This is a genomic window from Rhodanobacter hydrolyticus, from assembly GCF_044904645.1.
In genome coordinates, this window is sequence record NZ_JADIKK010000007.1 from 156,363 (window position 1) to 174,614 (window position 18,252).

An 18,252-nucleotide genomic window follows, 5' to 3' on the forward strand; every position below is an offset into this window, starting at 1 on the left:
CACGACGCCCAGCGGCTACCAACCATCCATGGCGGTTGCGCGCGCCCATGCCACGGGGCGAGCCTGCCGCAAAACGCACTAGGGAGTTTTCAATGAATAAAACCGATCTGATCAATGCCATCGCCGACAAGGCCGAACTGACCAAGGCCGATGCCGGTCGTGCGTTCGACGCGTTTGTCGAAGTCGTGCAGAAGTCGCTGAAGAAGGGCGAGGACGTGTCGGTGGTGGGTTTTGGCACCTTCACCGTGCGCAAGCGCGCCGCCCGCACCGGTCGCAACCCGCGCACCAACGAGACGATCAAGATCAAGGCTTCGAAGGTTCCCGCCTTCAAGGCTGGCAAGACGCTCAAGGACGCCCTAAACTGAGCGGCTGATGCTCGGTTTCGGGTGCTTAGCTCAGCGGTAGAGCGCCGCCCTTACAAGGCGATGGTCGTAGGTTCGATCCCTACAGCACCCACCAGAAATCTGTGGAGCGGTAGTTCAGTCGGTTAGAATGCTGGCCTGTCACGCCGGAGGTCGCGGGTTCGAGTCCCGTCCGCTCCGCCACGGTTTGCAAGGGCGCCCCAGCGGCGCCCTTGTTGTTTGACGACGTCGCTGGGGAAGCCGTCGTGTTGAATGGTTCAGGCAACGCGCGCCGAGTGCGCCGCACAACACTCGCAGGAAGGTAGGCAATGCTGCAGGCAATTCGCAACAAGATGCACGGATGGCCCGCCGCTGTCCTTCTCGGCCTGGCCACCTTCGCGATGTCGTTCTTCGGCATCGAGGGCTACATCATGTCCCGCGCCGACACCTACGTGGCGAAGGTCGGCAAGCACGAGATCAGCCAGCAGGATTTCCAGGGCCGCATGAACGAGCTGCGCCAGCAGATGAGCGCAGAGCAGGGCGACAGGTTCGACGCGGACGCGTTCGAAAAGCCGGACATGAAGCTGAAGGTGCTGGACGGCATGATCGACCAGCAACTGCTGTTGAAGGCGAACGAGGACTGGGGCGTGCGCGTGCCGGACCAGGCCGTGCGTGACTACATCGCCGGCATTCCCGCGTTCCAGGTCAATGGCCAGTTCGACCCCAATATGTACCGTACCGTGCTGGCCGAACAGCGCAAAACGCCCGACATGTTCCAGGACGACGTGCGTGCTTCGCTGGCCACGCAGGCCTTGCCGAACGCAGTCAACGCCAGCACCATCGTCACCGACGAGGAAATCAACCATTACCTCGACCTGCGCATGCAGCGCCGTGACATCAGCTACGCCGTGCTGCCCAAGCCGCAGCCTGCCGACGCCAGCGTCACCGATGCGCAGATCGCGGACTACTACAAGGCGCACCTCGCGGATTACATGAATCCCGAGCAGGTATCGCTGCAGTACATCGAGGTGAAGGGTTCCGAGCTCAAGCCGGATGCGCCGCCCAGCGACGCCGACCTGATGAAGCGGTACGAGAACGAGAAGCAGCGCTTCGTGTTGCCCGAACAGCGCGAGGTGTCGCACATCCTCGTCAACGTGCCCGCCAACGCCACGCCCGACCAACAGAAGGCCGCGCTGGCCAAGGCCGAGAAGATCGCCACCGGTCTCACCCCGGACAATTTCGCCAAGGTCGCTGTGCAGGACTCGGACGACCTCGGTTCGAAACGCCAGGGTGGTGATCTGGGCTGGCTGCAGAAGGGCGTGACCAACGCCGTTTTCGACAGCGCGATGTTCGCGCTGAAGAAGGGCGAGATCTCCAAGCCGGTGCTGACGCCAGACGGTTACGACATCCTCTGGCTGCGCGACATCCGCAGCGGCGATGCCAAGTCGTTCGCCGAAGTCCGCGACCAACTGCTGGCCGAGGCGACCAGCGGCGACAAGGACCGCAAATACAACGAAGTGGCCGGAAAATTGTCGGACAACACCTATCAGAACCCGTCCTCGCTGGAACCGGCCGCGCAAGCGCTTGGCCTGCCGATCAAGACCACGGCGCTGTTCTCGCGCCAGGGCGGCCAGGGCGTTGCAGCCGATCCCAAAGTCATCAAGGCGGCGTTCGGCAACGACGTGTTGGCACAGGGCAACAACTCCAACCTGATCGAGCTGGGCAATGACGACGCGGTGGTGGTCCGCGTGGCGCAGCACGTGGCTGCTGCAGCCAGACCGCTGGCCGAAGTGCACGACGCGATCAGCAAGACCATCCTCGACCAGCGCATCACTGCCGCCGCGAAGCAACAGGCTGACGCGCTGCTGGCGCGCCTGCGCAAGGGCGAGACGCTGGCGGCAGTGGCCGCTTCCGACAACGCCAACGTGAAGAGCGTGGCCGACGTGGTGCGCATCCAGCCCGACGTGCCCGCGACACTGCGTGATCAGGCCTTCCTGCTGCCACACCCGGCGGACGGCAAGCCGCAGTACGCCGCGGTGGACATGCAGGACGGCAGCTATGCACTGCTGGCGGTGGACAAGGTGCAGGGGGCGGATCTTTCCAAGATGCCATCCGACCAGCGCAACGCGCTGCGCCAGCAGATGACTCAGGCCTACGGTGCCGTGGCAACCGAAGAGTTGATCAAGGCGCTGCGCGCTGGCACCGAGATCAAGATCGCCAAGGACCGGATGTAAGCCGAGGCGCCCCTGTATCATGCAAAGAAGGCGGCCAATGGCCGCCTTCTTTGCATGCGTCGCCACAGCGTGGTGTTGATCATGGTTATTGCGGCGAGCTGACCATGAGTACCTCGCCGGGACGAATGGCCTGCCCTTGCAGATGGTTCCATTGCTGCAAATCACCCACGCTTACCGAATAGTGGTGCGCGAGCTGCCACAGGGTTTCGCCTTGCGCGACCCGGTGCGTGACGGGGTGCGTGGCCGGTCTCGAACCCGTCGCATTGGGCGACGACGCGGGGCCGCTCTCGGCGGCGGCGAAGCTGTTCGCGAAGCCGCCATCGGTCGAATCACCGGCGTTCATGGCCTGGGCAAGCAGCGCATCGTGGAACTGCTGCGCGTGGTTTGCCGGCATCATCAAGTAGGAGGCCACGCTGGCATCCGCGATGTCGTTGCGGAAGGCGGCATTGAGGTCCTTCAATGTGTCCAACGGCATGCCGGCCTTGTCGGCAGCACGCGCCAGCGGCATCGAATGCGGCAGTTGCACCTTGACGAGGTGCTGGCTGGGCGCCAGTACGGGCAGGCTGACATTGAAGCGCCCGGGTTGGCGCACCACGCAGGCCATGGCCAGCAACTTGGTGAGGTGCTCACGGGTGATGTTGTGCACCGGCCAGCGCGGTATCGCTGGTGCCGCCGGCGGAAGACCGTGGCCCTGCACCAGCTGGCGCGCCTTGTACTCGCCGGCGTTGTAGGCGTAGTCGGCGACGCGCCAGTCGCGGAATTCGTCGTAATAGCGGCTCAGCAGCTTCATCACCGCGTCTGCGGTGGATTGCACATCCAGGCGCCCGTCGTAGCGTCCGTTCACACGCAGACCCATCGCGGCTGCGGTGGCCGGCATGATCTGCCACATGCCGGCGGGGCGACCGTTATGGCCGGGAATCGGCCGATAGCCGCTCTCGATCCACGGCAGGAAGGCGAACTCGCCGGCCACACCGTGTTCCGACGCCACCTGCTGCACGTAGATCAGCTTGGGCAACGCGTCCTGTACTTGCTGCTCGAAGCGCTGCGGGTTGCTCGTGTAGCGCTTCGCCCAGGACAGCACTGCGGGGTCTTCATCGCAATCGGCCATCTGGAAGCTGTTGCGCAACCGATTCCAGACGTTGTCGTCGTCTGACGGCGCTTGCGTGGCCGTCGCAGCGGACGTCGCCGCAGCAGCAGGAGCGGGCGCGGTTACCGGTTGGACGGCGGGTGTCGTCGTCGAGGGGCGCGGTGCCGGCGCGGTGGCGCATGCGGTGAGCAGGGCCGAGATTATCAGCGGCAATAGCCGTTTGGGATGAAGGTGTACGTTCATGCGCGGAACACATCCTTGGCTGCGCGGACGGAGGCGAAGCGTGCAATGCGATCCTCGGCTCGGCCGACCTGCCGTTCGCACCAGGCAATCACGGCTGGTTCGTCGATGCGCAGGAACGGGTTGGTCGCCAACTCGCTGGCCATGGTCACGGGCAGGCTGGGGTGCTGCCGGGCGCGAAGCGCGGCCACCTCCTGCCGGCGTGCCGACAGCGCGGCATTGCCGGGTTCGATTTCGTGGGCGAAGCGGCCATTGGCCGCCGTGTATTCGTGCCCGCAACAGAGCAGGGTGGCGGCCGGCAACGCGGCAAGACGATCCAGCGACGCCAGCATCTGCGCAGGCGTACCTTCGAACAGCCGGCCGCAGCCCATGCTGAAAAGGGTGTCGCCGGCCAGCAGCACGCCTTCGCCGTAGTAGGCCACGTGACTCAGCGTATGGCCCGGAACGGCGATTACCTTGTAGTTGGCTCGCGGCTCCGAAAGGGCGATGCTCTCGCCGTCGCGCACGCGCACGGTGGCTGCCTCGATGTGCGCATCCTCGGGCGCGTACACGGAGGCGCCATGTCGTTGGCGCAGCGCGGCCGCACCGCCGATGTGATCAGCATGGTGGTGCGTCAACAGTATCGCGCGCAGCCGCAGCCCCCGTGAGGCCAGTGCCTGCTCCACCGGTGCGTCATCGCCGGGATCGACGACGATGGCGTTGCCTGCGTCGTCGTGCAGCAGCCAGATGTAGTTGTCGGCCAGTGCCGGTAACGGTACGAGGTGCACGGCATGCTCCGCTGCGTTGGTCGAACGTGCAGACGCAGCCGTCCCGGCGTGCGTGAAGCTTCCGACTATAAACAGCCTGTTGCGGCAACTCGTTAGCTTGTCGTTAAGGGGCGTGGGCAGTTAAGCGATATGCATCGGGTCCGCGGGAACGCGACACGAGCGGCGCCTCCAAACGTTACACTGCCGACTGGATTCCAGCGACGACCGTGCGTCGGATCGAATGCATGCCGCTTCAACACGACGACGATATCCAGGCCAGTGCGCCCCTGCGGCGGTTGCGCAGCGGGCAGTGGCGCAGCATGGCGCCGCTGTTGCGGCGCGAGACGGGGCGGCGTGCGCTGCGCATTGGCGTGGCCGACGACGATGCCGTGCCCCCGCTGCCGGACATGGCATGGACACGCCTGTGGCTCGCACGCGACGGCTATCGTGGCGACTTGCGCAGCCACGCCGACGATCCGTTGCCTTTCATCGATGAAGCCTTTGATCTTGTCTGGTTGCAGCATGCGCTGGAACCCGCGCCGCAAACCGCCGCGCTGCTGGCTGAGGCCTGTCGCGTACTCGCACCTGGCGGCATCTTGCTGGTGACAGCCGTGCATCCGCTGGGCGGCTGGGCACCGTGGTTCCGCTGGCACGCGCGCGGACAGCGGCAATCGCTGCAATGGCCGTGGCGCCTGCGCCAGTATCTGCAACGCGACGGATTGGAAGTCGAGAGCCTGCGCCGCCTGGGCGCGTACCGGCCCGGCACCCAGGCGGTCGGCGACGACAGCCGCTGGGGTGGTGCATACCTGATGCTGGCGCGCAAGCAGCGGCGCATCGCCACCCCTCTGAAGCTGCGGCCGTTGCCCGCGCATGCGCCGGTGAATGCGCGCCTGTCGCCAGGTACGCGGCGACATTCCGTCTCTTGATTGTGGAAAACCGTGTGACTGAAGAAGTACAAGCCTTTACCGATGGCGCCTGCCTCGGCAACCCGGGCCCGGGCGGCTGGGCGGCGCTGCTGCGTGCCAAGGGGCACGAACGCCTGCTGGCCGGCGGCGAGGCAGACACCACCAACAACCGCATGGAGCTGATGGCTGCCATCGGTGCACTGGAAGCATTGACCCGGCCCTGTGCCGTGTTGCTCACCACCGACTCGCGCTACGTGATGCAGGGTATCGAGCAGTGGCTGCCGAAATGGCGCGCGAACGGCTGGCGCACGTCGGACAAGAAGCCGGTGAAGAACCAGGATTTGTGGGAGCGCCTCTCCGCCGCCACCGGCAATCACCGTGTGCGCTGGCAGTGGGTGAAGGGCCACAACGGCCATGTCGAGAACGAGCGCGTGGATCAGGCAGCGCGCGAGCAGGCCGAACAACGCAGGAGCCACGCATGAGGCAGGTGGTGCTGGATACGGAAACCACCGGCCTCGAGGTGCGCCAGGGGCACCGGCTGGTCGAGATCGCCTGCGTGGAAATGCTGGGCCGTCGCCTCACCGGCCGGCACTGGCAAACCTACCTCAATCCGCAACGCGCGATGGACGAAGGCGCCAGCCAGGTCACCGGCATCCGCGATGACTTCCTCGTGGACAAGCCGCTCTTTGCCGACAAGGTGGACGATTTCCTCGCCTTCATCGACGGCGCCGAACTCATCATCCACAACGCCAGCTTCGACGTGGGCTTCCTCAATGCCGAGCTGGCGCGACTGGGCGACAGTTTCGGCAGCATCGGCGATCGTTGCAGCGTGCTCGACACGCTGGCCATGGCGCGCGAACGCTATCCTGGCCAGCGCAACAGCCTGGATGCCTTGTGCAAACGCCTCGGTGTGGACAACTCGCGGCGCGACCTGCACGGCGGCCTGATCGACGCACAGTTGCTGGCCGACGTCTATCTTGCGATGACGTCGGGCCAGGTCGCCATGGATCTTGCTTTCGAGCAGCCGCAGGAATCGTCGACCGCCGCGATGGTTGCGGCACCCCTGGTTCTTCGCGGGCGTCCGCGCGTGTTGCGCGCGAGCGCCGAAGAGGTCGCCATGCATGAGCATCGGCTCGATGCACTGGACAAGAGCGCAGGCGGCGCCAGCGTTTGGCGCAAATTGGAAGCCCCCGCAGCCCTTGCGGAAGCCGGCTCAGCTTGAGCGCACAAGGATCGCGGTGATGTTGTCCTTGCCGCCGCGATCCAGTGCATTCAGCAGCAGCTGATCCACGCACTCCTGCGCGGCGAGATCGGTGCGCGCCACGGTGCGGGCGATTGACGCTACATCGAGGTCCTCGGTCAATCCGTCGCTGCACAGCAGGAAACCCATGCCGGGTGCGAGGCGGCCGTGCGCCATGCCCACGTGCAATTGCGCCGCGGCGGTTACACCCAAGGCCTGCGTCAGCACGTTGCGGTTCGGGTGTCGCGCGGTGTGCGCCGGGTCCAGCTTGCCCGCTTCGACCAGTGCTTGCACCAGCGAATGATCGTGACTGATCTGGCGCAACTCGCGACCCAAGGTGTAGATGCGGCTGTCGCCCACCCAGGCCGCCTCGTAGCCGTCGTCCACCAGGCGCAAGGCAGCGATGGTGCTTCCCATGGGCAGGCTGTTGCCTTGGTTGAGCAGTTGCGCCATCAGGTATTCGTTGGCGCCATGGATGGCCTCGGCCAGGCCATGTCCACGGCTGACCAACTCGACCACGTTGTCGCGCACCAGCGCCGAGGCTACCTCGCCGTGCAGATGGCCACCCATGCCATCGGCCACCAGGAACAGGCCGAGCGTGGCGTCGGCGTAATAGGTGTCTTCGTTGCGCGTGCGGCGCAAGCCGACGTGGGTGCCGTGTCCGAATTCGATCATGAGAGGTTGGGTAGGGCTGTTGCGGGGAGCATGACGGATGTCGGTAGGCGGTGCAAAGAATCTCTGTAAAAGCAAAAAGCGTACGCGAGTTTGCGAAGGCACGGTGTGGCGCAGCGTAGAACAGGCAGTTGACGGGTGCGCGCCGCATCGGCCCGTCGCGCGCGATGTGAACGCAGGATCACGGAGGCCTTCACGCGGCGCTTTCGCGCAGCCCGTTATCTAAAGAGGGACAGGGTCGAATCCATGGCCGCCTCGTGCGGTCGAAGCGCATCCGTGCGATGCGGCATCCCCTCACGCTCCTGCCAAAGGACGCCCGCTTTTGAAAAACGGCCTGCTATCCATTCCCTTTCTCCGCCGTCTGCGTATACGTCTGCGCCGTCGCCGGCAGCAGCAGGACGAGCCGGAATCGGCGTTGCGTGACGAGCTGTTCAGCGCCGATCGGATGGATCAGCACGGCGCCGAACTGGCCAGTCGTCACCGCACGAGTGCGCAGACGCGGACCGACGCATTGTTGGCGCGCCTGTCCAGCAATCAACGGCTGCTGGCAGAGGCCAGCGACCTGCTCACGCAAACCATGCGCGACGGCCGTCGCATCACCCCCGCGGCAGAGTGGTTGCTGGACAACTATTACCTGGTCGAGGAACAGATCCGCACGGCACAGCGTCACCTTCCCAAGGGTTACAGCCGCGAGCTGCCGGTATTGTTGAACGGGCCATGTGCGGGTTTGCCCCGGGTATATGAAATCGCCCAGGAAACCATTGCGCACGGCGATGGCCACGTGGATGTCGAAAGCCTGCGCCGTTTCGTCACCTCGTACCAGACCGTGGCTCCGCTTACGCTCGGCGAGCTGTGGGCCATCCCGATCATGCTGCGGCTGGCGCTGATAGAGAACCTGCGCCGCGTGGCCGCACGGGTGATGATCGACTGGGGCGATCGTCGCCGCGCCGCGCACTGGGCCAATCGCATGAGCGAGGTGGCGGAGCGCGATCCCAAGAGCGTCGTGCTGGCGGTGGCCGACATGGCACGCTCGAATCCACCGATGGTCAGCTCCTTCGTGGCCGAGCTGGCGCGCCGATTGCAGGGCCAGAGTCCTGCGCTGGTGCTGCCGCTGACCTGGGTGGAACAGCGCCTGACGGAGTCCGGACAAAGCATCGAACACATGGTGCGGATGGAAGCGCAACAGCAGGCGGCCGACCAGGTTTCCATCGGCAACAGCATCGGCAGCCTGCGCACGCTCTCGGCGATGGACTGGCGCGGCTTCGTCGAGAGCACCAGCCTGGTGGAGCGCGCGCTGCGCGAAGACCCGACGGGTGTCTACGCGGACATGGACTTCGCCACGCGCGACCAATACCGCCGCGCGGTGGAGACTCTGGCGCGGCATTGCACGCTGTCCGAGCAGGCGGTAGCCCAGGCCGCAGTGGCGTTGGCGCGTGAAGGTGGCGGTGGCGAACGGGCTGAGGCGCGCGGCCACGTCGGCTTCTACCTGGTGGACGGCGGAGTGGAGGCACTGGAAGCGCGTGTGGAAGCGCGCGCGACACCCGCGCGGTTTTGGCGTCGGCTGGTGTTTCACGGGCGCCGGCCGGTGACGCTCTACCTGGGCTTGATCGTGCTGCTCACCGTGCTGCTGGCGTGGCCGCTGGTACAGAACCTGCCGCTCGACACCGCCCGCCGCTGGCCCTGGCTGTTGCTGGCAATTCCGGTAGTCCTGGTAAGCAGCCAGCTGGCCATCAGCCTGGTGAACTGGCTGGCGACGGTAATCACCGATCCGCGGGTCCTGCCGCGGATGGACTATGACGAAGGCCTGCCGTCCGACAAGCGCACCCTGGTGGCGGTGCCCGCCATGCTGACGGATGCGGACGACGTCGACGAACTTGCCGAAGGCCTGCTGGTGCGCTACCTGGCGAACCGGGACCGCTACCTGCACTTCGCCCTGCTCACTGACTTCGCCGATGCCGCCGCCGAAAGTCAGCCGCAGGACGAAGCACTGCTGAACCTGATGCGCGAACGCATCGAGGCCTTGAACGAAGCCTATGCCGACGCCGAGGCAGATCGCTTCTTCCTGTTTCACCGTCCGCGCCGGTGGAATCCTTCAGAACGCACCTGGGGCGGACGCGAGCGCAAGCGCGGCAAGCTGTCCGACCTCAATGCATGGTTGCGCGGCGGCGCGCGCGACGCCTTCGCCCTGGTGATGGGCCGCGCCGATGTGCTGGCGGACGTGCGCTATGTGATCACGCTGGATGCGGATACCCAGTTGCCGCGCGAGTCCGCGCGCCGCTTCGTGGGTGCGATGGCGCATCCGCTCAACAGCCTGGTATTCGACCCCACATGCGTGCGTGTCGTCGCGGGCCACGCCATCCTGCAGCCGCGCGTGGGCATCAGCCTGTCCAGCGCGATGCGTTCGGCGTATGCGCGGCTGTTCGGCAGCGACGCGGGCATCGACCCATACACGCGCGCGGTATCGGACGTGTACCAGGACCTGTTCGACGAAGGATCCTTCATCGGCAAGGGCATCTACGATCTGGACGCCTTCGAGAAGGTGCTCGGCGACCGCTTCCCGGACAACCACATCCTCAGCCACGACCTGCTGGAAGGCTGCTACGCGCGCAGCGGGTTGATCAGCGACCTGCTGCTGTACGAGGAATATCCGGCGCGCTACATCGACGACGCCAGGCGGCGGCACCGCTGGATCCGCGGCGACTGGCAACTGCTGCCCTGGTTGCTGCCATGGGCGCCGGCGCGCGGCGGCGGCTGGCGGCGCAATCCGCTCACTGCGCTGTCGCGCTGGAAGATCCTGGACAACCTGCGGCGCAGCCTGGTACCGCCCTCGTTGATGGTCTTGCTGTTGTTCGGATGGCTGTCGTGTGCGACGCAACCCTCGTGGACCCTCGCCGTGCTGATGGTGGTGTTGGTGCCGCTGTTGCTGGCCTCGTTGTTGGAACTGTTCCAGAAGCCGCGCGACGCGGTGCTGGACCAGCATCTGCGCGCCGCCATGCGCGAGGTCGGGCAGCATGCGGCGCGCGCCGCACTCGGCCTGGTGTGGCTGCCGCACGAGGCGCTGTACAGCCTCGATGCGGTGCTGCGTACCCTGTGGCGACTCTTCGTCAGCCGCCGGAACCTGCTGCAATGGAAACCTTCGCGGCAGACCGCGCGTGCGGGGCGCGACGACCCCGCGGTGCTGTGGCGCGCGATGTGGATCGCTCCGTTGCTGGGCGTGCTGGTCGGCGCGACCCTGGCGTGGACCCGGCCGGCCGCGCTTGGCGTGGCCGCGCCGTTCCTGCTGCTGTGGCTGGTGGCGCCCGCGATCGCCTGGCGGATCAGCCGGCCGCAGCCGTCGCAACATTTCGACGCCACGCCCACCGATATCCGTTTCCTGCGCCGACTGGCGCGCAAGACCTGGGCGTTCTTCGAGAGCCATGTGGGTCCGCAGGAGAACTGGTTGCCGCCAGACAACCGGCAGGAGCAGCCGGAGCTGATGATCGCCCACCGTACCTCGCCCACCAACATGGGCCTGGCCTTGTTGGCGAATCTGTCGGCGTGGGACCTGGGCTACCTGAGCGTCGAGCGCTTGCTGCAACGTACGGGTGGCACGCTGCGCACGTTGCAGGACCTGCCGCGCCATCGCGGTCATTTCTACAACTGGTACGACACGCTGTCGCTGCAACCGTTGCCGCCCCGCTACGTATCTACCGTGGACAGCGGCAACCTTGCCGGGCACCTGCTTACCCTGCGCATCGGCCTGCTGGAGCTGGCCGATGCGCCGCTGTTCGAGCACCGCCAGCTCGAAGGCCTGGCCGACACCCTCGACCTGCTGGAGCGCGCACTCGTCGCGGAGGACCGCCGCACCGACGCGCTGGCTGCCCTGCGCCGCGAGCTGGAAGCCGCGCTTGGCCAGCCGCTCGGCAACGTGAAAGCCGCCGTCGCCTGCATGGAACGCCTGACCGACCTTGCCGAGGCCGCCGCGGCCGCGCTGGATGTCGAGCCGGAGGGAGACGCCGACTTCTGGTTGCAGGCACTGCGCGTGCAATGCCACGACGGTTGCGATTGCCTCCGCCCCTTCGTCCACTGGGCGGCCGGGGAGGGCGACCTGGGCATGCCTACGCTGCGCCAGCTGGCGCAGATCGACGAGGTGCAGGCCTCGATCCCGTTGCAGGAGGCGCGCAATCGTGCCTCGGACCTGCTCGCGACGATGGAGCGGCTGGCAGCACAGTGCGGTGCGTTGGCGATGATGGACTACGGCTTCCTGCACGACGCGCGGCGCGAGCTGCTGTCGATCGGCTACAACGTGGACGAGCGCCGGCTGGACTCGGGCTTTTACGACCTGCTCGCCTCCGAGGCACGACTCACCAGCTTCGTTGCCATCGCGCAGGGCCAGCTTTCGCAGGAAAGCTGGTTTGCGCTCGGCCGCCTGCTCACCGTCACCGGTGGCGAGCCGGTGCTGCTGTCGTGGTCCGGCTCGATGTTCGAGTACCTGATGCCGATGCTGGTGATGCCCAGCTACGAAAGCACCTTGCTCGACCAGACCTGCCGCGCCGCGGTGGCGCGGCAGATCGAGTACGGCCACCAGCTAGGCCTGCCATGGGGCGTATCGGAATCGGGCTACAACACGATGGACGTCCATTTCAATTACCAGTACCGCGCCTTCGGCGTGCCTGGCTTGGGCCTGAAGCGTGGCCTGGGCGAGGAACTGGTAGTGGCGCCCTATGCCACGGCGCTGGCGCTGATGGTTGCGCCGAAGGCTGCCTGCGCCAACCTGCAGCGGCTGGCGGAAGAGGGCCTGGAGGGCCGTTATGGATTGCACGAAGCCGTTGACTACACGCCCGCGCGGTTGCCGCATGGACAGCGCGCCACGGTGCTCCGTTCCTACATGGCGCACCACCAGGGCATGAGCCTGTTGGCGCTGGACCACTTGCTGTGCAGCCAGCCGATGCAGCGCCGCTTCGTCGCCGATCCGGCCCTGCAGGCCACCCTGTTGCTGCTGCAGGAGCGCGTGCCGCGCAGCGCGGCCGAATACCGTCATGCCACCTCGGCACCCGCGCCCGAAGCGCTGGCGCGGGGAGCGGAGACGAGGTTGCGCGTGTTCACCGATCCGAACCGCCCGCGGCCCGCCGTGCAACTGCTTTCGAATGGCCGCTACCACGTCATGGTGAGCAGCGCCGGCGGCGGCTACAGCCGTCGCCGCGAGCTGGCCGTGACACGCTGGCACGAGGACATCAGCCGCGACGACTGGGGGCAGTTCTGTTATCTGCGCGACGTGGAGAGCGGCGTGTTCTGGTCCGCGGCGCATCAACCCGTGCGGCGCCGCGTCGGGTTCCATGAGGCGATCTTCTCCGACGCACGCGCCGAGTTCCGCGTGCGCGAGCGCGACTTCGACACGCACACCGAGATCGTGGTTTCGCCGGAGGACGACATCGAGCTTCGCCGCATGCGCGTTACCAACTTCGCGCGTACGCGGCGCACCATCGAGATCACCAGCTACGCCGAAGTGGTGCTGGCGCCGCCGATGGCCGATGCGCTGCATCCGGCCTTCAGCAAGCTTTTCGTGCAGACCGAACTGGTGCGTGCACTGCAGGCCATCGTTTGCACGCGCCGGCCGCGCTCGGCCGACGAGCATGTGCCGTGGATGTGCCACTTGCTTGCAGTGCACGGCGCGGACATCGACGAGATCTCCTACGAGACCGACCGCGCACGCTTCATCGGCCGCAACCGCACTCTTGCCGCGCCGCGTGCGCTCGCATCGGGTGAGGCGCATCGCAAGCTCGGCGACAGCGAGGGATCGGTGCTCGATCCCGTGGTGGCGATCCGCTGCCGCATCACGCTGGAGCCGGAACAGTCGGCGCGGGTGGACCTGGTCACCGGCATGGGCGACAGCCGCGATGCCTGCCTGCGCCTGATCGAGAAATACCGCGACCGCCACCTTGCCGATCGCGTGTTCGACCTGGCCTGGACGCACAGCCAGGTACTGCTGCGCCAGCTCAACGCCAGCCTTGCCGACGCGCAGCTGTACGAGCACATGGCCACCTCCATCGTCTACGCCAATCCGTCGCTGCGCGCCGATCCCGGCATCCTGCGCGCCAACCGGCGCGGGCAGTCCGGTTTGTGGGGGCAGGCGGTTTCCGGCGATCTGCCTATCGTGCTGCTGCATATCTCCGATCCTGCACACATCGAGCTGGTGCGGCAGCTCGTGCAGGCCCATGCCTATTGGCGCCTGAAAGGCCTGGCGGTGGACCTGGTGATCTGGAACGAAGACCACGCCGGCTACCACCAGCAGCTGCGCGACCAGATCATGGGACTGATTGCTTCGGGTGTGGAAGCGAATCTGATCGATCGTCCGGGCGGCATCTTCGTGCGTTCCGCGCAGCAGCTGTCCGGCGAGGAGCGGTTGCTGATGCAGGCGTCCGCACGGCTGGTACTGAGCGACAGCCGCGGTGGCCTGGCAGAGCAGGTCGGGCGCCATCACGTGCAGACGCAACCGGCGCCGTTCCGCGCCACCGAAGCAAAGTCCTCGGGTGCCTTGTCCGCGCCGGCGCAAACACCGGCGAGCGAGGAGTTGATGTTGCGCAACTCCTACGGCGGCTTCGCGCCGGACGGCAGCGAATACGTGGTGACGCTGGCGCCGGGCCGCGCCACGCCCGCACCCTGGGCGAACGTGCTGGCCAACGCGCAGTTCGGCACGGTTGTTTCGGAAAGCGGCGGCGCCTACACCTGGAGCGAGAACGCACACGAGTTCCGGCTCACTCCCTGGGGCAACGACCCGGTCACCGACGCAGGCGGCGAGGCGATCTACCTGCGCGACGAGCAGAGCGGAGAGTACTGGTCGCCCACGCCGCTGCCATGCCGCGGACGGGGCACCTACCGCACCCGTCACGGCTTCGGCTACAGCGTGTTCGAGCACGAGCAGGACGGTATCCGCAGCGAGCTGTGGGTGTACGTGGCACTCGATGCGCCGGTGAAGTTCTCGGTGCTGCGCGTGCGAAACACCAGCGGCCGCACGCGCAAGTTCAGCGCCACCGGTTACGTGGAGTGGGTGCTCGGCGACCTCCGCGACAAGACCGCAATGCACGTGATCACCAGTTCCGATCCCGTCACCGGCGCGCTGATGGCGCGCAACGCCTGGAACATGGAGTTCGTCGGCCGCGTCGCCTTCATCGACGTCGACCACCCTGCGCGCAGCATCAGCGGCGACCGGGCGGAATTCCTCGGCCGCAACGGCAGCCTGCGCCGACCGGCGGCCATGGCGAACGCGAGACTTTCCGGCCAGGTCGGCGCCGGCATGGATCCCTGCGGCGCGGTGCAGGTGGCATTCGAGCTGGACCATGACGACGAGTACGAGGTGATCTTCCGCCTTGGTGTCGCCGCCGATGCCAAGGCGGCCAGCGAACTGGTACAGCGCTTCCGCTATCGCGGCACTGCCGCTGCCGCGTTGGAGGCGGTGCGCATGCATTGGCGCTGGACGCTGGGCAAGGTGCAGGTGCGCACGCCCGATCCGGCGGTGGACGTGCTCGCCAACGGCTGGCTGATGTACCAGACCATCGCCTGCCGCTTCCTGGCGCGCAGCGGCTATTACCAGTCGGGCGGCGCGATCGGTTTCCGCGACCAGTTGCAGGATGCGATGGCGATGGTCCACGCCTCGCCCTATGCGGTGCGCCAGCATCTGTTGCTGTGCGCCGAGCATCAGTTCCCCGAGGGCGACGTGCAACACTGGTGGCACCCGCCGCTGGACCGTGGCGTACGCACGCGCTGCTCGGACGATTTCCTCTGGTTGCCACTGGCCACCAGCCGGTATGTGGAAGTTACCGCCGACACCGGCGTGCTGGGCGAACAGGCGAACTACATCGAGGGACGGCTGCTGGGACCGGGCGAAGAGTCCTACTACGACCTGCCCACGCATTCGGAATTGCGGGAGTCGCTCTACGAGCATTGCAAGCGTGCGATCAACCGTGCTGCCGCGCGCGGTACGCACGGCCTGCCGCTGATGGGCAGCGGCGACTGGAACGACGGCATGAACAAGGTGGGCGAAGGCGGCCGCGGCGAAAGCGTATGGCTGGGCTTCTTCCTGTATCACGTGCTGCAGCGCTTCGTGCCGCTGGCGCGCCTGCACGGCGACGAGGCTTTCGCACAGCGATGCGTGGACGAAGCCGCCACACTGCGCGAGAACCTCGATCGCAGCGCATGGGACGGCGGCTGGTATCGCCGCGCCTGGTTCGACGACGGTACGCCGCTGGGCTCGACGGCCAATCTCGAATGCCGCATCGACTCCATCGCGCAGAGCTGGTCGGTATTGTCCGGCGCGGGTGATCCCCTGCGTCAGCGTCAGGCGATGGATGCGCTGGATACGCATCTGGTGCGCCGCGACGCCGGCCTGGTGCAATTGCTTGATCCCCCGTTCGACACTTCCGCGCTCGACCCCGGCTACATCAAGGGCTACGTGCCCGGCGTGCGCGAGAACGGCGGCCAGTACACGCATGCCGCAGTATGGGCGGCGATGGCCTTCGCCGAACTGGGCGACGGCGCGCGCGCCTGGGAGTTGCTCAACCTCATCAACCCCGTCAACCACGGCCAGGGCGATGCCATCGCCACCTACAAGGTGGAACCCTATGTGGTGACCGCCGACGTGTACGGCGCACCACCGCACGTGGGACGAGGGGGCTGGAGTTGGTACACCGGCTCGGCAGGCTGGCTGTACCGCCTGATCGTGGATTCGCTGCTGGGCCTGCGCGTGGAAGGCGAGCGCCTGCGTCTGCTGCCCTTGCTGCCGCAAAGCTGGGACACGTTCGCGCTGGACTATCGCTTCCGCGAAACCGACTACCACATCGTGGTGCGCCGTGTGCGGGACGGCGAAACCGAACGCTGCGTACTCGACGGCCAATTGCAGGACAGCAACGACATCGCGTTGGTGGACGACGGCCGCGACCATCACGCCGAGGTGTTCCGTGGATGAACGCGATGTTCGCTCCTGTGTGCGGCTTGCATACCTGATCTTTACGCCGGCACATCCATGCTTGCCGACCTCCTCGCCGTCCGGCGGACACAAGGCAATTGACATGTCGGCATCAGGCGCCCAGCCAGCATCGCCGGATCTGCATGGAGCCGTGATGGCGCTGACTGCACCGCTTCCCACCCAGCAGGAATCCACATGAGCACAGACATCAGTCCGCTCGCCGGCAAGCCGGCGCCCGCCTCGATCCTGGTGGACGTGCCCAAGCTGCTCGCCGCCTACGCCAGTCTGCGCCCGGATCCGGCAGTGGCGGACCAGCGCGTGGCCTTCGGTACCTCAGGCCATCGCGGCAGCTCGCTGGAGCGCAGCTTCAACGAATGGCATATCTGGGCGATCAGCCAGGCGATCTGCGAATACCGCAAGAAGAAGGGCATCGATGGCCCGCTGTTCATCGGTTGCGACACCCACGCGTTGTCGCGCCCAGCCTTCGAGAGCGCGCTGGAAGTACTGGCAGCGCATGAGGTGGAAGTGCGCGCTTCCGCCGGTGACGAGTTCACGCCCACGCCGGCGGTATCGCACGCCATCCTGGCGCACAACCGCGGGCGCAGCACGGGCCTTGCGGACGGTATCGTGATCACGCCTTCGCACAATCCTCCGGACAATGGCGGTTTCAAGTACAACCCACCCAACGGCGGTCCGGCCGATACCGGCATCACCGACTGGGTCCAGCACCGTGCCAATGAATTGATGGAGGGCGGCCTGAAGCAGGTGCGACGCGTGCCGTTCGCACAGGCGCGCCGCGCCTCCACGACGCAGGAGCACGACTACCTCGGCGCCTACGTGGCCGACCTCGCCAACGTGGTGGACTTCGAAACCATCCGTGCCGCCGGTGTGCACATGGGCGTGGATCCGCTGGGCGGCGCGGGTGTGCACTACTGGGCGCCGATCGCCGATCGTTATGGCATCGACCTCGCCGTGGTCAGCGAAGAAGTGGACCCGCAGTTCGCCTTCATGACGGTGGACTGGGACGGCAAGATCCGCATGGACCCCTCCTCGTCGTACGCGATGCAGCGCCTGATCGGACTGAAGGACCGTTACGACGTGGCCTTCGCCTGCGACACCGACCACGACCGCCACGGCATCGTGACGCGCAGCAGCGGTCTGATGCCGCCCAACCATTACCTGTCGGTGCTGGTGGATTACCTGTTCCGCCATCGTCCCGGCTGGAAGGCCGATGTCGGCGTGGGCAAGACGGTAGTCAGTACCGCGTTGATCGACCGCGTGGCGAAGCGCCTGGATCGTCGCCTGCACGAGGTGCCGGTGGGCTTCAAATGGTTTGCCGAGGGTCTGTTCGACGGCTCACTGGGCTTTGGCGGCGAGGAAAGCGCGGGCGCTTCGTTCCTGCGCTGCGACGGCACCGTGTGGACCACCGACAAGGACGGCCTCGTGCCCGCGCTGCTCTCCGCCGAAATCACCGCGAGCAGCGGGCGCGACCCCGGCGAGCTGTACGCGGAACTCACCCGCGCACTGGGCGAGCCCTGCGCCGACCGGGTCGAAGCGGTCGCCGATGCGGGGCAGAAGAAACGCTTGTCCCAACTGACGCCGAAACAGGTGAAGATCGATACGCTGGCCGGTGAGAAGATCGAGCAGGTGCTCGACCATGCGCCGGGCAACAACGCGCCGATTGGCGGCATCAAGGTGGCTACCGCCAGCGGCTGGTTCGCCGCGCGCCCCTCCGGCACCGAGGAGATCTACAAGATTTACGCCGAGAGCTTCCTCGACGAGGCGCACCTCAAGTCCATCCTGGACGAGGCGCAGCACATCGTGGACGAGGCGTTGAAGGGATAGC

General features: G+C 66.5%; 10 protein-coding genes and 2 tRNA genes. 9 read left to right on the forward strand and 3 right to left on the reverse strand.

Annotated features, from left to right (window positions below; genetic code table 11):
- Nucleotides 1-92: 92 nt before the first annotated feature.
- The 4 genes from ISP25_RS00810 (at nucleotide 93) to ISP25_RS00825 (ending at nucleotide 2,575) form a co-directional block, all read left to right on the forward strand.
- Complete coding sequence (locus ISP25_RS00810) at nucleotides 93-365, forward strand: HU family DNA-binding protein (protein ID WP_192106112.1); 273 nt, start codon at nucleotides 93-95, stop codon at nucleotides 363-365.
- Between the two features lie 19 nt (nucleotides 366-384).
- Nucleotides 385-459, forward strand: a tRNA-Val gene (locus ISP25_RS00815).
- Between the two features lie 9 nt (nucleotides 460-468).
- A tRNA-Asp gene (locus ISP25_RS00820) sits at nucleotides 469-545 on the forward strand.
- Nucleotides 546-670: 125 nt separating this feature from the next.
- Nucleotides 671-2,575, forward strand: a complete 1,905-nt coding sequence (locus tag ISP25_RS00825; RefSeq protein WP_404611613.1) for a SurA N-terminal domain-containing protein — start codon at nucleotides 671-673, stop codon at nucleotides 2,573-2,575.
- An 85-nt stretch (nucleotides 2,576-2,660) separates the two neighbouring features.
- Here ISP25_RS00825 and ISP25_RS00830 read toward each other — a convergent pair whose 3' ends face one another.
- Both ISP25_RS00830 and gloB read right to left on the reverse strand, forming a co-directional pair.
- Entirely contained in the window at nucleotides 2,661-3,905 is a 1,245-nt protein-coding gene (locus ISP25_RS00830; protein WP_404611615.1) for a transglycosylase SLT domain-containing protein, read from the reverse strand.
- Nucleotides 3,902-4,669 (reverse strand): hydroxyacylglutathione hydrolase, encoded by a 768-nt coding sequence (gloB, locus tag ISP25_RS00835; protein WP_404611617.1) that lies wholly within the window; start codon nucleotides 4,667-4,669, stop codon nucleotides 3,902-3,904. Before gloB ends, ISP25_RS00830 begins: the two co-directional genes overlap by 4 nt.
- A gap of 224 nt (nucleotides 4,670-4,893) precedes the next feature.
- On the opposite strand from gloB, the gene ISP25_RS00840 reads away from it, so the two are divergent.
- Genes ISP25_RS00840 through dnaQ form a run of 3 tightly spaced genes read left to right on the forward strand, consistent with a single transcriptional unit; the run spans nucleotide 4,894 to nucleotide 6,775 of the window.
- Entirely contained in the window at nucleotides 4,894-5,574 is a 681-nt protein-coding gene (locus ISP25_RS00840; protein ID WP_192157683.1) for a class I SAM-dependent methyltransferase, read from the forward strand.
- A 14-nt stretch (nucleotides 5,575-5,588) separates the two neighbouring features.
- Nucleotides 5,589-6,035, forward strand: a complete 447-nt coding sequence (gene rnhA / locus ISP25_RS00845) for a ribonuclease HI (RefSeq protein ID WP_192157681.1) — start codon at nucleotides 5,589-5,591, stop codon at nucleotides 6,033-6,035.
- Nucleotides 6,032-6,775 (forward strand): DNA polymerase III subunit epsilon, encoded by a 744-nt coding sequence (gene dnaQ, locus ISP25_RS00850; protein WP_404611620.1) that lies wholly within the window; start codon nucleotides 6,032-6,034, stop codon nucleotides 6,773-6,775. Before rnhA ends, dnaQ begins: the two co-directional genes overlap by 4 nt.
- Here the strand turns inward: dnaQ and ISP25_RS00855 are convergent.
- Entirely contained in the window at nucleotides 6,767-7,468 is a 702-nt protein-coding gene (locus ISP25_RS00855) for a PP2C family protein-serine/threonine phosphatase (protein ID WP_192157678.1), read from the reverse strand. The genes dnaQ and ISP25_RS00855 overlap by 9 nt on opposite strands.
- A gap of 442 nt (nucleotides 7,469-7,910) precedes the next feature.
- Between ISP25_RS00855 and ISP25_RS00860 the strand changes: the two genes are divergently transcribed.
- Nucleotides 7,911-16,406 (forward strand): GH36-type glycosyl hydrolase domain-containing protein, encoded by an 8,496-nt coding sequence (locus tag ISP25_RS00860; protein ID WP_404612070.1) that lies wholly within the window; start codon nucleotides 7,911-7,913, stop codon nucleotides 16,404-16,406.
- 195 nt (nucleotides 16,407-16,601) lie between these two features.
- Complete coding sequence (gene pgm / locus ISP25_RS00865) at nucleotides 16,602-18,251, forward strand: phosphoglucomutase (alpha-D-glucose-1,6-bisphosphate-dependent) (RefSeq protein ID WP_404611622.1); 1,650 nt, start codon at nucleotides 16,602-16,604, stop codon at nucleotides 18,249-18,251.
- Nucleotide 18,252 lies beyond the last annotated feature (1 nt).

Bases quoted from the DNA above. Each gene is read 5' to 3' on its own strand.
- ISP25_RS00855 (WP_192157678.1), bottom strand. From the start codon at position 7,468: ATGATCGAATTCGGACACGGCACCCACGTCGGCTTGCGCCGCACGCGC.
- ISP25_RS00830 (WP_404611615.1), bottom strand. From the start codon at position 3,905: ATGAACGTACACCTTCATCCCAAACGGCTATTGCCGCTGATAATCTCG.
- ISP25_RS00810 (WP_192106112.1), top strand. From the start codon at position 93: ATGAATAAAACCGATCTGATCAATGCCATCGCCGACAAGGCCGAACTG.
- pgm (WP_404611622.1), top strand. From the start codon at position 16,602: ATGAGCACAGACATCAGTCCGCTCGCCGGCAAGCCGGCGCCCGCCTCG.
- ISP25_RS00860 (WP_404612070.1), top strand. From the start codon at position 7,911: ATGGATCAGCACGGCGCCGAACTGGCCAGTCGTCACCGCACGAGTGCG.
- ISP25_RS00825 (WP_404611613.1), top strand. From the start codon at position 671: ATGCTGCAGGCAATTCGCAACAAGATGCACGGATGGCCCGCCGCTGTC.
- dnaQ (WP_404611620.1), top strand. From the start codon at position 6,032: ATGAGGCAGGTGGTGCTGGATACGGAAACCACCGGCCTCGAGGTGCGC.
- ISP25_RS00840 (WP_192157683.1), top strand. From the start codon at position 4,894: ATGCCGCTTCAACACGACGACGATATCCAGGCCAGTGCGCCCCTGCGG.